The organism is Uliginosibacterium sp. 31-16 (assembly GCF_030730865.1).
GTDB lineage: Bacteria > Pseudomonadota > Gammaproteobacteria > Burkholderiales > Rhodocyclaceae > Uliginosibacterium.
On the sequence record NZ_JAVALZ010000002.1, the window covers coordinates 777,291 to 790,593 of the forward strand.

The following is a 13,303-nucleotide window of genomic DNA, read 5'->3' on the forward strand; positions in this document are numbered from 1 at the left end:
GAACGCGCCATGCGTCTTCTCCCGCTGATCACGAGCCTCGCCCTGCTCTGCCCGCTGCTGGCAACGGCCGCCGACGATCCGGCCAACGGCGCCCGCGTGTTCGATAACAAATGTGCGCGTTGCCACAGCATGGACCCCGCGAAAGACAAGAAGGGGCCGCATCTCACCGGCGTGGTCGGCCGCGCAGCGGGCAGCGTCGCGGGCTACAAGTATTCGGACGCCATGGCGGCGGCGAAATTCGAGTGGACGCCCGAGCGCCTCGCCGCCTTCATCGACGGACCGCGCAGCAATGTGCCCGGCACCAAGATGTGGCTGCTCTTCGCGCCCGGCGCGCAGGACTCGGCGGATCTGATCGCCTGGCTGCAGCAGCAAACCCGGTGAAGACGCGCTTTTCCCTGAGCCGCCTCCTTCTGGCCAGCGCCCTCATCTGTTGCGCCAGCAACAGCCTGGCCGCCAATCCAGCGGAAGGCCGCGCCGTATTCGAGAACCTGTGTTCGGACTGCCACACCGTCAGCGTCGGCAAGAACAAGCGCGGACCTGCGCTGGCTGGCGTGGTCGGCCGCAAGGCCGCCTCGGGGCCGAACTATCGCTACTCGGATGCCATGGCAGGCTCGAACATCACCTGGACGCCCGAGCGGCTCGCGCAGTATCTGGCTTCGCCAAAGACCGACATCCCCGGCACCAAGATGCGCCTGCTGGGCAAACCCAATCCGGCGGAACTGGCCGATCTGATCGCCTGGCTGCAGCAGGCGCAATGATTGGCCCGGAGAGCCGCACCCGGCAGGCTTCTTCAGCACCCCACCGGCAAGCACCGCATGCCCAGCCCCTTTTCAGGCAGGCCTGTTGAAGAAGCCCGCCAGATGCGGCTCTACAGACGGGTGTTGTCCGGACTCTTTTCTGCCGGCGGGCGAGCGCCTCCCAGACCCTGCAGTTTGCCGAGTTCCAGTTCACCGGGCTGATCGAAGGGTGCGTTGCCGTAGCCGCTGATCCGTGCCTCGCCCTTGAGGCGATAGTGCAGCTTGCCGTCAGCCCCCGTCAGCTCGGGCAGACGAGACAGCAAGCCAAGCACCTGCGCTTTCGCATCGACTTCGACCAGCGCCTCGCCACGCTTCGGAATGAGGACCGGCGCCGCCGACTGGCCGCTGGCAAAGCGGCTCTCGCCGACCAGCAGATCGAATGTCAGGCTCTCCACCCCGATGTCGACACCATTCGGGTTCTTCACCCGCAATTGCAGCTTGAGTTTCTGCTGCAGAAGATTGCCGCCCGCCAGACGCACCTCGGCCAGACTGACTTGCGGCTTCTGCCAGGCCGTGGCGCAAGCCGCCAGCAGCAGCGCAGCCCCCAGCACCAGAACGCGTTTCGAGAACTCCGCCCAGCCGGTGTGCTGCGTCATCAATCGGGTTTTCATGCTTATTTCTTCTCCTGATTTGGCCCCCGGCTACCGACAAGCGATAATCGCGGCATGAATTACGCTTCGATCATCAAGGAAATCGGGCGTGGCGCCAAGGGTGCCCGCTCCATGCCACGCGAACAGGCGCAGGAATTGTTCGGCCTGATCCTCGACGGCAAGGTGCCGGACATGGAGCTCGGCGCCATCCTGATGGCCCTGCGCATCAAGGGCGAAACGCCGGACGAGCTGCTCGGTTTTCTCGCCGCACTGGACGAACGCACGCGTCAGGTGAGCGTACCCGCCGGCCCGCGCTGCGTGCTGCTGCCCACCTACAACGGTGCCCGCAAGCAGCCCAACCTGATGCCGCTGGTGGCGCTCTTGCTGGCCCGCGAAGGCGTGCCGGTGCTGGTTCAGGGACGGCATGATTTCGAATCCCGCGTCAGCCCCTTCGACCTGCTTGCCGCGCTGGGCATCGACACCGAGCGCAGCCTGCCGGATGCCGCCGCCGCACTGGCTGATCGCCACATTGCCTGCCTGCGCCTGGACATGCTGGCGCGCGGACTGGACTGGCTGCTCGGCCTGCGCCTGACGCTGGGCGTACGCAACAGTGGCCACACGCTCGCCAAGCTGCTTGATCCCTGCCGGGGCCGCAGCGTGCGCGTGGTGGCCGTCACTCACCCGCCCTACCTCGAATCCATGCAGACCTTGCTGGAAGCGAAGCAGGCCACGGCGCTGCTGATGCGTGGCACCGAGGGCGAAGCTTATGCGGCCCCGCGCCGCCGCCCCCGTCTGCTGGGCTTCACGCAGGGGATCGCAGAAGAAATCTTTGCTGCCGCCGAGTTTGGCGGCGAGGAGATTGAAGGCGAATCCTGCTCGGTCGCCGAAAATGCGGCACTGATCCGGCGCATGCTGGCGGACGAAACCCCCGTGCCGCAACCGATACTGGATCAGGTTGCCGCCCTCAAGGCGCTGGCCTGCAACTGACACCTGCCTGAAGAGCCGCGTCTGGCAAGCGTTTTCAGACAGGCATGGCGAAAGCTCAATACATAAGAGCTTCTCCGGGCACACTACCCGGAAATCCTTGTCAGAAGCGGGCCTCCAGACATGTCCATGAAAAAGGCCTGCACATGGCAGGCCTTTTCTGGCGAGACGGCAGCGCGGCTCAGTCCGTCGATTCGCCCGCCTTGGCATTGAAAGCCGCCACGCCGGCATAGATTTCCTGGCGCGCCGCGTCCGGGCCATCCCAGCCCAGCACCTTGACCCACTTGCCCTGCTCCAGATCCTTGTAATGCTGGAAGAAATGCTCGATCTGACGCAACAGGAGATACGGCAGATCCTGATAAGTCCGGATGTTGTCGTACAGCGAAGTGATCTTGGGCACCGGCACCGCCAGCACCTTGGCATCCTCGCCGGCTTCGTCATTCATGCGCAGCACGCCAACCGGCCGGCAGCGAATCACCACGCCAGGAATCAGGGCAAAAGGCGCCATTACCAGCACATCGACCGGATCGCCATCGCCGGAAATCGAGCGCGGCACATACCCATAGTTACAGGGATAGGACATCGAGGTGCCCATGAAACGGTCGACGTAGACTGCGCCGGTATCCTTGTCGATCTCGTACTTGATCGGGTCGGCATGCGCCGGGATCTCGATGATGACGTTGACGTCATCGGGCACATTGCCCGGCAAGACGTTGTTGAAACCCATGAAATAACCCTCTTTGGTTGGGTATGAAGTCTGCTTTTTATGTAGTGGTGTTACTCAGGCGGGGGCATTCTCGTTCTTTTTTTGCACTTTGGGTATCGGTGTAACTACGAAGGCGCCCCCGACCTGTCCAGCTTCACTTCACCAGCGTCACCGGCTTGTGCGCCAGCGCCACCACGCGTGCCGCCACCGACCCCAGCAAGGCCTGGGTTACCGCGCCACGCCCATGCGTGCCCATCCACACCGCATCGCACTCCAGATCCCTGGCCGCATGCGCGATGGTTTCGCCCGGCGAGCCGACACGAACATGGGTCTGTACATTCAGCCCGGCCTGGATCAGGCGATCGGCGACAGGCTGAACCACGGCCTGACCTTCCTCGTGATAGTAGTTATCCACGATTTCACGCGCCACATGCTTGGTGGCAAACCCGATTGGAATCGGCAGATGGACATAGAGCACCTGCACTCGGGGCATTTCGCGCAGCCGTCCGGAAAAGGTCAGCAGGGCATCCACCACCCGGGCGGAGTATTCGGAACCATCAACAGCCAGCAGAATGTTCATCTTGCGCTCCCGTCATTACTGGAATGAAAAATCTTCAAATTTCGCACAGCACGCCGGCCCACAGCCGCCCGCCCAACTCGGGCGCCCGGATCAGGCCATACACGCCAAAGGCCAGCACGATCAGGCCTGCTCCTGTACGGAAAGAACGGCTGCGCACAATATTTCTGTAACGTGCCAGCAGGATGCCAGCCAGCAGCAGATTAGGGAGGGTTCCTGCCCCGAAAGCCAGCATGAGCGCCCCGCCCCGCAGGGCTGAGCCGCTGACCAGCGCCAGCGACAGCACGCTGTAGGTCAATCCGCAGGGCAGAACCCCCCACAGAAAACCGACTGGCAGGGCCTGACGCCAGTTCCGCACGGGCATGAGATGGCGACTGAGCGGCTGGATGCGTCGCCACAGGAACTGCCCCATGCGCTCGACCCCAGCCAGCGCCTGCGTGAAACCCATCAGATAGATCCCCATGCCGATCAGCATGAGGTTGGCGAGAATGTACAAAGCCATCTGCACCGGCAGGAACCGGTTGAACAGCAGGCTGGCGGAACCCAGTGCACCAACGGCCGTTCCGATGGCGGTGTAACTGGCAATCCGGCCCAGGTTGTAGGCAAGCTGCCGCGACCAGACCGGGGCTGCGCCAGGAACAGGCGCGGACAAGGCTCCGACGATGCCGCCACACATGCCGATGCAGTGGGCGCCGCCCAACAGGCCGATCAGAAAAACGGCCAGATATCCGGTTTCAGGCACAAGGATCCTTCAGAATGCGATGGCGCATTCTAAGCCGGGAATGCCGGTCTGCCGATCAGGGCAAACCGAATCAGATCACGCGGGAGTAACGGCGTTGTGCCTGATCGCTGCGCAGATAGCGGTCAAACACCATGGCGATGATGCGCACCAGCATGCGCCCTTTTGCGCTGACCACCAGCCCCTGCGCATCCAGGTCAAGCAGACCCGCCTTGGCCAGATCGCGCAAGTCCTCAAGTTCGCTGGCGAAGTAGTCCGCAAAGCGGATAGCGAAGCGACTCTCCAGCGCCGGGAAGGACAATGCAAAATCGCACATCAGGGCCTGAATGATGGCGTTGCGCAGAATGTCATCCTCGCTCAGCGCCCAGCCACGCATCACAGGCAACGCCCCCTGGTCCAGCACGGCGTAGTAGGCATCAAGGTCGCGCTGGTTCTGGCTGAACGCTCCGCCGGCCTTGCTGATCGACGAAACACCGAAAGCGAGCAGATCGCATTCGGCGTGCGTCGAATACCCCTGAAAATTGCGCTGCAGCCGGCCTTCACGCTGCGCGACCGCCAGTTCATCATCCGGCCGGGCAAAGTGATCCATGCCGATATAGACGTAACCGGCTGCGGCCAGCTTTTCAATCGCCAGCTGCAGGATCTGCAGCTTCTCGTCAGCAAGCGGCAAATCAGCCTCGTTGATGCGCCGCTGCGGCATGAAGCGGGTTGGCAAGTGGGCATAGTTGTACAAGGCCAGCCGGTCCGGCTGGATAGCCAGCACCGTATCCAGCGTCTTGCCGAAACGCTCGACGCTCTGATGCGGCAAGCCATAGATCAGATCGACACTGACGGATTTGAAGCCCTCGGCGCGCGCAGCATCGATCACCAGCCGTGTCTCTTCGACCGACTGGATGCGATTGACCGCCTTCTGCACCTGCGGATCGAAATCCTGCACGCCCACGCTCATGCGATTGAAGCCTTCTTGCGCCAGCAGAGCGACATACTCCGCCGAAACCTTGCGCGGATCGACTTCAATGGAAAACTCTCCTCCCGCCTGCAACTCGAAATGCTGGCGAATGCTCGCCATCAGCTTCCCAAGCTCCTCTGGCGAAAGGAAAGTCGGAGTACCCCCACCGAAATGCATCTGCTGCACCTTGCGCGGCGCCGACAGCAAAGCGGCCTGCATGGCCATTTCACGCCCGAGATAATCAATGTACTTCGCGCTCAGCGTCCGATCCTTGGTAATGATCTTGTTACAGGCACAGTAGTAACAGATGGTGTTACAGAACGGGATATGGAAGTACAGCGACAGCCCACTGTCCGACACGATCCGGCCCAGATGCCGGGCCAGATCTGGCGCGGAAAATGCATCAGTGAAACGATCAGCCGTCGGATAGGAGGTATAGCGTGGGCCGGGCACATCAAAGCGCCGGATGAGGTCGGGGTCAAAACTGATCGTATGTTGCACGATTCGTGTTCTTTTTCAGGTGGAGGAAAACAATCGCAGAGATAGTAAGCAAAAACGTTGATGTTGATCAATCCGCAAGGTAAACTCCAAAGCGTGGACCAGAAAGTTACCATCCCCCTGACTTCAAACAATATGCGCGTTGCCTGTTCTCAGTGCAATCTTCGTGAGTTGTGCCTTGCTGTTGGCCTCGACGACGACGATCTGCACAAACTTGATGATATGGTCACCAAGCGCAAGCTCAAGCGTGGCCAGCAGTTATACCGTGCAGGCGACTCGTTTGAGGCCCTCTATGCCATCCGCACCGGCTTTTTCAAGACGGACATCCTGACCGAGGAAGGCCTTGAACAGGTCACCGGTTTTCAGATGGCGGGCGAGATCATCGGCATGGATGGCATCAGCAATGATCACCATGTCTGCAATGCCACGGCGCTGGAAGACAGTGAAGTGTGCATCATGCCTTATGACCAGCTTGAAGAGCTTTCTCGCGGGATCAAAAGTCTTCAGCAGCAGTTCCACAAATTCATGAGCCGCGAGATCGTCCGCGATCAGAGCCTGATGATCCTGCTTGGCTCCATGCGAGCGGAAGAGCGGATTGCCGCCTTTCTCCTCAATCTGTCGCAACGCATGCGGGTACGCGGGTATTCAGCATCGGAATTTCACCTGCGCATGACTCGTGAAGAAATCGGCTCCTATCTCGGCCTCAAGCTCGAAACAGTCAGCCGTGCGTTCTCGAAATTCCACGACGAAGGCCTGATTGGCGTTCAGCAGAAATACATCCGCATCCTCAATGCAGACGGCCTCAAGGCCCTGCTGAACCACACCCCGAGCTGATCCGAAGCTCCACTGAAGGCTCTCCTCACAGAGAGCGGCACGGCCGGACCATTCACTGAATGACTCGGCCGTTTGCCATTCAAGGCTCCAGCACGTAGGTACCCGGCGCTGCACCGAGCTTGCGTGGCGCAAGTTTCTCGACGGCGGGCGCCTCGCGCAGCTCTCCGGCCTGCGGAACCAGCCAAGCCATCCAGTCCTCCCACCATGAACCGGATGTCCAATCGGCACGCGCCAGCCATTTCTCAACCGTATCGGTGCGATGCACCACATCCGCGCGAAACTTGCGCTTCGGCGGTGTCACCACCGGATTGACGATGCCCAGAATATGCCCGGAACTCGACAGGACATAGCGCTTGGGACCACGCACAAAATTCATTACACGGAAGGTTTGCCGCCACGGAGCAATGTGATCATCCTCGGCCCCCACGGCGTACAGCGGTTGCTCGATCCGCTCCAGGTCTATCGGTTGTCCGGCAACGGTCAACGCATCACGCTCGATCAGGCGGTTATGCAGGTACAGCTCCTTGAGATACCAGGAATGCATTGCCGCCGGCATGCGGGTGGAGTCCATGTTCCAGAACAGCACGTCGAAAGCTGATGGCTTTTCGCCATACAGATAGCCATGCACGTAGTAATGCCAAATCAAGCCATTGGAACGCAGCAGACGGAAGGAAACCGCCATCTCTTTGCCTTCGAGTACGCCCTTGCGCCGCATTGCATCTGTCAGATAGCGCACACTGCCTTCGTCGATGAACACCTCGATATCACCCGGCGCAGAAAAATCGGTCAAGGTGGTAAACAAAGTCCAGCACGCCACAGGGTGTTTGTCCGCAGGGAACTGCCGTGCAGCCCACGCCATGTAGATACTCAGTGCCGTACCGCCGATGCAATAACCCGCCGCCACGACCTGATCGGACTTCGACAAGGTACGTGCAGTATTGATGGCAAAATCGACACCTTCGATAAGATAGTCTTCGAAACTGACATCACGCATCGACGCATCAGGATTCTTCCAGCTGGTGATATACACGTCGAACCCTTGGTCAAGCAGATACCGCACCATGCTCTTCTTCGGGGTCAGATCAAGGATGTAGAACTTGTTGATCCATGGCGTGACGATCACGATCGGTCGTGAATGAACCTTTGACTTGGTCGGCGCGTAACGCAGCACTTCCAGCAAACGGTTGCGGGCAACCACCACGCCGGGTGTCGTTGCCAGATTTTCACCCACCTTGAAATCGTCCGGATTGGTCATGCGGAGATCATCTGCAGCCAGATCGTCGACAAAGTTTTGCCAGCCGGCGCGCAGGCTCTCACCGCGAGTTTCGACCGCCAAACGCATGGCCGCCGGATTGCTCCAGAAAAAGTTGGTTGGCGCAACCGCGTTGAGATAGGTCCGCCACCAGAAAGCAGCCCTGCGACGTTCGTTGTCCGAAAGCCCCGGAGTCTCGTAGAGCATGTCCTGAATGCGCCGTGTCACCAGCAGATACCACTCTTTGGTGATATCCCAGGAGGCATGCTCGGTCCACGCGGGATCGCTGAAGCGGTTATCGTCCGGTTGGGGCGTGATCGGATCCTCGCTGGCAACTCCAGCAGCCCGGCGCGCAGCATGAACAGCGACTGCCAGCACATCCGAAGAAAATCCCATCACATGCTCGATCAGCTCCTGAGGATGCAGCAGCCACGCCAGCTGGGCATGCGCGAGGGGCACGAATACGCCCAGAGGATCAACGCTGGCATCAATTTTCTCGTGCCATTCGCGATAAAACGGACGCTCGGGCTTGAGATCATCGTCGCCCTGTTTTGCATTCATTGCGTTCCCCTCTGCAGAAGAGCATAGAATGAATCATGGCAGAAGGGTTACTGCGGCGCGAGCTGACCTAAGGGTGGCACCACGCAGGCAGGCTGCCCGCCAGAAATCAGATCAACGCAAAAACGGCGAAGGAGGAACTCATGTACAAGCACCTGTTGATTCCCACTGACGGCTCTGAACTCTCGGCCGGCGCTGTCTCCAGCGGCGTGAAATTCGCGCAGAGTCTGGGGGCTGATGTGACTTTCCTTTACGTGCAGCCCGAATTCCCCCTGCCGATTGCCGGAGAGGGGGCGATGCTGGCTCCGGAAAGCCGGGATGAATTCGCGCAAGGCACCCGGGAACAGGCCGAGAAGGTCCTGGCGGAGGCCGTCGCCATCGCGCAAAAGGCCGGAGTAAAGGCCGACAGCCTGACCGAAGTCAGTGACATCCCCTACCAGGTCATCATCAATGCCGCCCAGAATCAAGGTTGTGATCTGGTCTTCATGGCCTCACACGGGCGCAAGGGGCTGGCCGGACTGCTGATCGGCTCGGAAACCCACAAGGTTCTGACCCATTGCAAGGTTCCGGTACTGGTTTATCGTTGAATTTGTGCGGGAGGGGCAGGCATAGAGGCATGGCTGCAGAGCCTCGCCCCGCCTGCTTCTTGAACACACCCCTCTGAAGACGGCCGCCAGAAGCGGCTCTGCGGCCTCCCCCTCTGGGTTCGGCCGCCTCCTTCTGATCACTCCACCGGAGTTTCCGGATGGTTGACCTGCGCACTGGTCCGGGCAAAAAACAACGTGGTGACGGACGTGGCCGCACACAAAACCCAGAACAGAAGAAAACCCAGTGAATAAGTGCCCATCACGGAATAGCGAACGGGGCGCCCCAGCAGATACAGCTCCTGAGGATTGATCAGGGTGAAAAACACGATCTCGGCCACCCCTGCCATCAGAAAGGATGGCCAGAGCATCAGAACCAGCCGGTTGGTCAGCGAAACAGCCATAACACCCCCTAGATTTTCGGTTCAGGGTTCAAGGCGCACAGGCGCCAGCAAAGGCAAACGGGTTTCAGTGAACAGGCGCCAGACGCCGCCTTCGTCTTCAAGTTTCAGATTCCAGCGCCCATCGCGCACCTGTCTGATCTTGCCTTTGTAGTGTTTGCCATCCCGCTGCAGCATCACGACCTGATCAAAACCGGCGCGTGCCGGATTGAGCAAACTCAGCCGGACCTGATCCGGTAAAGTCAGATCACGCGTCGACTCCAATACCAGATCCAGCTGCTCACCATCTTGCTGCAGGCTGGCGGTCAATCCCATCTGGGTCGCGCGTTCCTGGCTGGCCAGGACACGATTGATAGCCAAGCCTTTCTTGTAATAGTCCTGAGCAACCAGACCATCATCCGAACGGAAGGCGATCAGCCAGGTAACCAGACCTGCCGCGACCGCAGATGCCGGCAAGCTCATCAGCAGCCAAGGCCAAGGCTCCCTGTACCAGGGACGAAGGCTCGACGAAGGTTGAGTCACAGGGCGCATGATGGCTTTCTAAGGGGCAATGAAAACGGCTTTTTCGTGCAGCCGCAAAGAGGAATCATCTTCAGCCTGCAGATCAAAAAACACTTGATGAGCCCCCTTTGTCAGCGTATCCAGTGGAACCCGAACCCGAACCGTCAAGGTCTTGTTCTGCGCCGGCAACATTTCGATCTCTGATTGACCATCCAGCGTCACACCTTCAATGCCGGACACTCCAAGCCGCAAATGACGCGGCTGTTCAGCCATGTTCATCACGTGGAGGATGTAAACATTCTCCAGCAGACTGCCCTCTACCTCGCGCACCAGCACCGTCCGGTCCTTGATGACATCCATCCTCAGTGGCTTGCGTGTAGTCAGTCCCCACACGAAGGCGATACAGATTGCGCACAGCACCGTCACGTAAATCAGGATCCGCGGACGCAGCACATGGCGGATGATGTCGCCTCGCCCCCAGTGTTTGCGAATTGCATTCTCGGTCGAATAGCGGATGAGCCCGCGCGGCAGTTCAACCTTGTCCATCACCTGATCACAGGCATCAATACACGCTGCGCAACCGATGCATTCGTATTGCAAGCCCTGGCGGATATCAATCCCAGTTGGACAGACCTGCACACAAATCCCGCAATCAACGCAATCTCCCTGCCCGGCAACGGCAACGCCTTTGCGCCGGGAACCACGCGGCTCGCCACGCTCCTCGTCATAGGTGATGACCAAGGTGTCAGGGTCGAACATTACGCCCTGGAAGCGCGCGTAAGGACACATGTATTTGCATACCTGCTCACGCATCACCCCCGCCATCAGATAGGTGAAGCCGCCGTAGAACAGGATCCAGAATATTTCCCAACCGCCTGCAGAGAAATTGATCAGGCCAGACAGCAGCTCTCTGACGGGAGAGAAATAGCCGACGAAGCTAACACCGGTCCACAGCGCTACCGCAACCCACGCTCCATACTTCACGGCTTTGAGCAGAATTTTCCGGAAACTGGCGCCTGCAGCATCCAGTTTCATGCGCCGGGCACGATCCCCCTCAACCAGCTTTTCAATCCAGATGAAAATCTCGGTATAAACCGTCTGCGGACACGCGTAACCGCACCACAAACGCCCAGCCACCGCAGTAAACAGGAAAAGGGAGTACGCACAGATGATCAACAGGATCGCCAGAAAAAAAACATCCTGCGGCCAGAACACCCAGCCAAATACATAAAACTTGCGTTCTGCCAGATCGAAAAGAACGGCTTGCCGATCATTCCATGGCAACCAGCACAGCCCGTAAAAAACGAGTTGAGTCAGCCACACCAGTGCCCAGCGCCAGGCAGCAAATCGCCCGCTGACTGCTCGCGGATAAACCTTCTGACGAACTTCATAGAGAGCATCGGCATCAGCACCCGCCGCGCGTGGATGCAACTTCACCACGCGCGTCGAAACTTCTGGACTGCTTGTCGTTTCATCACTGGACGGTTTTTCTTCGCGATCCATACAGCGGTCTCCGCACGCAGCCCCAAGGGCTGCAGTTTCCTACCCTGAAAGCAAGGCCGGGGCGCCTTGCGCGCCCCGGCTGATTATTGCCGTTTATTGTTGTTTGTCCTGGCTCTTTGAGAGACTCAGCACATACGCCGACAGGATATGAATTTTGTCTTCGCCCAGAAAATCCTTGAATACCGGCATCTGGTTCTGACGCCCCTTGCTGATGGTCTCTATCAGCGAGGTTTCGGACGATCCCCACAGCCAGATCCGGTCCGTCAGATTGGGGGCACCCAGCGCCTGATTGCCTTTGCCTTCCAGCCCATGACAAGCAATGCAGTTCTGTGCATACAGCTCCTTACCACGCTGAGCCCGGATGGAGTCATTAGCCAGACCTGACAAAGAACGCACATAGTTGGCCGCATCCTTCACCCCATCAGCGCCCAATACAGCACCCCACGCAGGCATTGCGCCGTTCCGTCCGCCAGTAATGGTGGTCTTGATGGTGGCCGGATCGCCACCATACAGCCAATCATTGTCAGCAAGGTTCGGAAAACCTTTCGCCCCATGGGCGTCCGCTCCATGACACTGCGCACAGTAGGTCAGGAACAGACGCTGCCCCATCGCCTGGGCTTCCGGATCTGCCGCTACCGCAGCCAGATCCTGCTTGGCGTACTTGGCATAAATCGGTTTGAACTGCGCTTCAGCGGCCTTGACTTCGGCCTCATACTGAGACTTTCCGCTCCAGCCCAATTGCCCCTGACGCGTACCCAAACCCGGATACAGCACAAGATAAGCGACCGCAAAACCCAATGTCAGCCAGAAGAGGTACAACCACCACCGTGGCAACGGATGGTTGTACTCCTGCAGGGTCTCGTCCCAGATGTGATCGTGAAGGGTTACCGGCCCCTTCTCGCGCTTGGTCATGTTGGACACAAGAATCCACAGGCAAAAAGCCAGACTCAGGACCACCAGACCCACAACATAGTAATGCCAGGTATCGCTGACGAAATCACTCATGATGCTTACCCCTGAGTATGCGAACGGGAAGCAGACTGGCTGTCCACTTCGTCATCTTCATGAAACGGCAACATGGCAGCCTCTTCAAACCCTTTTTTGGCAGAACGGCTGTAAGCCCAAAATACGATGGCCAGGAAACAGGTCATCCCGAGCACTGTTACCAGCGAGCGCACGCTATCAATATCCATGATCGCCTCCTGAGCTCAGTTGTTGTTCTTGATCGCCGTACCCAGACCCTGCAGGTATGCAATCAACGCATCCAGCTCGGTCTTGCCCTTGATCTGCTCAGGCGAGGCCGCTATTTCTGCATCCGTATACGGCACCCCCACGACACGCAAGGCCTTCATGCGCGCCTGAATGTCGTCAGCTTTGACCGGGCGGTCAAGCCACGCAAAAGCCGGCATGTTCGACTCGGGTACCACGTCGCGCGGATTGAGCAAGTGTGCGCGATGCCATACGTCCGAATACCGTCCTCCTACCCGCGCCAGATCGGGACCGGTACGCTTGGACCCCCACTGAAACGGGTGATCGTATACAGACTCGCCCGCCACAGAGTAATGCCCATAGCGCTCGGTTTCCGCGCGAAAAGGCCGAATCATCTGCGAATGACAGTTGTAACAGCCTTCACGAATGTAAATATCCCGGCCAACCAGACGCACCGGATCGTAAGGCTTCACGCCTTCGACCGGGGTTGTCGTGGATTTCTGGAAAAACAAGGGGACGATTTCCACCAGACCGCCCACGCTGACCACCAGCAAGGTCAGCACGATCAACAGCGGCACGCTCTTTTCAATCACGTCATGATTCAGTTTCATCTTGATCTCT

At 59.1% G+C, this 13,303-nt stretch carries 17 protein-coding genes; 5 read left to right on the forward strand and 12 right to left on the reverse strand.

Annotated elements, in window-relative coordinates:
• Window positions 1-9 precede the first annotated feature (9 nt).
• Together Q9Q94_RS11275 and Q9Q94_RS11280 are read left to right on the forward strand one after the other, a co-directional pair.
• Entirely contained in the window at window positions 10-381 is a 372-nt protein-coding gene (locus tag Q9Q94_RS11275) for a cytochrome c family protein (RefSeq protein ID WP_305980161.1), read from the forward strand.
• Window positions 378-758, forward strand: a complete 381-nt coding sequence (locus Q9Q94_RS11280; protein ID WP_305980162.1) for a cytochrome c family protein — start codon at window positions 378-380, stop codon at window positions 756-758. The genes Q9Q94_RS11275 and Q9Q94_RS11280 overlap by 4 nt, the downstream gene beginning before the upstream one ends.
• A 110-nt stretch (window positions 759-868) precedes the next feature.
• Here Q9Q94_RS11280 and Q9Q94_RS11285 read toward each other — a convergent pair whose 3' ends face one another.
• Complete coding sequence (locus Q9Q94_RS11285) at window positions 869-1,408, reverse strand: LEA type 2 family protein (RefSeq protein WP_305980163.1); 540 nt, start codon at window positions 1,406-1,408, stop codon at window positions 869-871.
• A gap of 54 nt (window positions 1,409-1,462) precedes the next feature.
• Here Q9Q94_RS11285 and ybiB point away from each other — a divergent pair, with 54 nt between their 5' ends.
• Window positions 1,463-2,374, forward strand: coding sequence for a DNA-binding protein YbiB (gene ybiB, locus Q9Q94_RS11290; protein ID WP_305980164.1), 912 nt, complete (start codon window positions 1,463-1,465; stop codon window positions 2,372-2,374).
• A gap of 178 nt (window positions 2,375-2,552) precedes the next feature.
• Here the strand turns inward: ybiB and ppa are convergent, their stop codons facing one another.
• The 4 genes from ppa to hemN form a co-directional block, all read right to left on the reverse strand.
• Window positions 2,553-3,098: an inorganic diphosphatase gene (gene ppa, locus Q9Q94_RS11295; RefSeq protein WP_305980165.1), complete on the reverse strand. Its 546-nt coding sequence runs from the start codon at window positions 3,096-3,098 to the stop codon at window positions 2,553-2,555.
• Between the two features lie 133 nt (window positions 3,099-3,231).
• Window positions 3,232-3,657 carry a universal stress protein gene (locus tag Q9Q94_RS11300; protein WP_305980166.1) on the reverse strand — a complete coding sequence of 142 codons (426 nt, stop codon included), beginning with the start codon at window positions 3,655-3,657 and terminating at the stop codon, window positions 3,232-3,234.
• Window positions 3,658-3,691: 34 nt separating this feature from the next.
• Window positions 3,692-4,396 carry a sulfite exporter TauE/SafE family protein gene (locus tag Q9Q94_RS11305; protein WP_305980167.1) on the reverse strand — a complete coding sequence of 235 codons (705 nt, stop codon included), beginning with the start codon at window positions 4,394-4,396 and terminating at the stop codon, window positions 3,692-3,694.
• Window positions 4,397-4,466: 70 nt separating this feature from the next.
• Window positions 4,467-5,843 carry an oxygen-independent coproporphyrinogen III oxidase gene (gene hemN, locus Q9Q94_RS11310; protein WP_305980168.1) on the reverse strand — a complete coding sequence of 459 codons (1,377 nt, stop codon included), beginning with the start codon at window positions 5,841-5,843 and terminating at the stop codon, window positions 4,467-4,469.
• A gap of 168 nt (window positions 5,844-6,011) precedes the next feature.
• Here hemN and fnr point away from each other — a divergent pair, with 168 nt between their 5' ends.
• Complete coding sequence (fnr, locus tag Q9Q94_RS11315; protein WP_371929848.1) at window positions 6,012-6,674, forward strand: fumarate/nitrate reduction transcriptional regulator Fnr; 663 nt, start codon at window positions 6,012-6,014, stop codon at window positions 6,672-6,674.
• A gap of 79 nt (window positions 6,675-6,753) precedes the next feature.
• Here fnr and Q9Q94_RS11320 read toward each other — a convergent pair whose 3' ends face one another.
• The gene (locus Q9Q94_RS11320; RefSeq protein ID WP_305980170.1) at window positions 6,754-8,487 is read right to left on the reverse strand and encodes an alpha/beta hydrolase; all 1,734 of its coding nucleotides are present in this window, start codon (window positions 8,485-8,487) and stop codon (window positions 6,754-6,756) included.
• 140 nt (window positions 8,488-8,627) lie between these two features.
• Here Q9Q94_RS11320 and Q9Q94_RS11325 point away from each other — a divergent pair, with 140 nt between their 5' ends.
• Window positions 8,628-9,071 (forward strand): universal stress protein, encoded by a 444-nt coding sequence (locus Q9Q94_RS11325; RefSeq protein WP_305980171.1) that lies wholly within the window; start codon window positions 8,628-8,630, stop codon window positions 9,069-9,071.
• A 137-nt stretch (window positions 9,072-9,208) separates the two neighbouring features.
• On the opposite strand, the gene Q9Q94_RS11330 is transcribed toward Q9Q94_RS11325, so the two are convergent.
• The 6 genes from Q9Q94_RS11330 to ccoO form a co-directional block, all read right to left on the reverse strand.
• Entirely contained in the window at window positions 9,209-9,472 is a 264-nt protein-coding gene (locus Q9Q94_RS11330; RefSeq protein ID WP_305980172.1) for a hypothetical protein, read from the reverse strand.
• A 21-nt stretch (window positions 9,473-9,493) separates the two neighbouring features.
• Window positions 9,494-10,000: a FixH family protein gene (locus Q9Q94_RS11335; protein ID WP_305980173.1), complete on the reverse strand. Its 507-nt coding sequence runs from the start codon at window positions 9,998-10,000 to the stop codon at window positions 9,494-9,496.
• Between the two features lie 9 nt (window positions 10,001-10,009).
• Window positions 10,010-11,473: a cytochrome c oxidase accessory protein CcoG gene (gene ccoG, locus Q9Q94_RS11340; RefSeq protein WP_305980174.1), complete on the reverse strand. Its 1,464-nt coding sequence runs from the start codon at window positions 11,471-11,473 to the stop codon at window positions 10,010-10,012.
• Window positions 11,474-11,566: 93 nt separating this feature from the next.
• The gene (ccoP, locus tag Q9Q94_RS11345) at window positions 11,567-12,478 is read right to left on the reverse strand and encodes a cytochrome-c oxidase, cbb3-type subunit III (RefSeq protein ID WP_305980175.1); all 912 of its coding nucleotides are present in this window, start codon (window positions 12,476-12,478) and stop codon (window positions 11,567-11,569) included.
• A gap of 5 nt (window positions 12,479-12,483) precedes the next feature.
• Complete coding sequence (locus tag Q9Q94_RS11350) at window positions 12,484-12,666, reverse strand: cbb3-type cytochrome c oxidase subunit 3 (RefSeq protein ID WP_305980176.1); 183 nt, start codon at window positions 12,664-12,666, stop codon at window positions 12,484-12,486.
• 15 nt (window positions 12,667-12,681) lie between these two features.
• Window positions 12,682-13,287, reverse strand: coding sequence for a cytochrome-c oxidase, cbb3-type subunit II (gene ccoO, locus Q9Q94_RS11355; RefSeq protein ID WP_371929849.1), 606 nt, complete (start codon window positions 13,285-13,287; stop codon window positions 12,682-12,684).
• Window positions 13,288-13,303: the final 16 nt, after the last annotated feature.

Excerpts from the sequence above, each read along its gene's own strand:
- Q9Q94_RS11275 (WP_305980161.1), top strand. The coding sequence starts at position 10 with ATGCGTCTTCTCCCGCTGATCACGAGCCTCGCCCTGCTCTGCCCGCTG.
- Q9Q94_RS11285 (WP_305980163.1), bottom strand. The coding sequence starts at position 1,408 with ATGAAAACCCGATTGATGACGCAGCACACCGGCTGGGCGGAGTTCTCG.
- ybiB (WP_305980164.1), top strand. The coding sequence starts at position 1,463 with ATGAATTACGCTTCGATCATCAAGGAAATCGGGCGTGGCGCCAAGGGT.
- ppa (WP_305980165.1), bottom strand. The coding sequence starts at position 3,098 with ATGGGTTTCAACAACGTCTTGCCGGGCAATGTGCCCGATGACGTCAAC.
- Q9Q94_RS11300 (WP_305980166.1), bottom strand. The coding sequence starts at position 3,657 with ATGAACATTCTGCTGGCTGTTGATGGTTCCGAATACTCCGCCCGGGTG.
- Q9Q94_RS11320 (WP_305980170.1), bottom strand. The coding sequence starts at position 8,487 with ATGAATGCAAAACAGGGCGACGATGATCTCAAGCCCGAGCGTCCGTTT.
- Q9Q94_RS11325 (WP_305980171.1), top strand. The coding sequence starts at position 8,628 with ATGTACAAGCACCTGTTGATTCCCACTGACGGCTCTGAACTCTCGGCC.
- Q9Q94_RS11330 (WP_305980172.1), bottom strand. The coding sequence starts at position 9,472 with ATGGCTGTTTCGCTGACCAACCGGCTGGTTCTGATGCTCTGGCCATCC.
- Q9Q94_RS11335 (WP_305980173.1), bottom strand. The coding sequence starts at position 10,000 with ATGCGCCCTGTGACTCAACCTTCGTCGAGCCTTCGTCCCTGGTACAGG.
- ccoG (WP_305980174.1), bottom strand. The coding sequence starts at position 11,473 with ATGGATCGCGAAGAAAAACCGTCCAGTGATGAAACGACAAGCAGTCCA.
- ccoP (WP_305980175.1), bottom strand. The coding sequence starts at position 12,478 with ATGAGTGATTTCGTCAGCGATACCTGGCATTACTATGTTGTGGGTCTG.
- Q9Q94_RS11350 (WP_305980176.1), bottom strand. The coding sequence starts at position 12,666 with ATGGATATTGATAGCGTGCGCTCGCTGGTAACAGTGCTCGGGATGACC.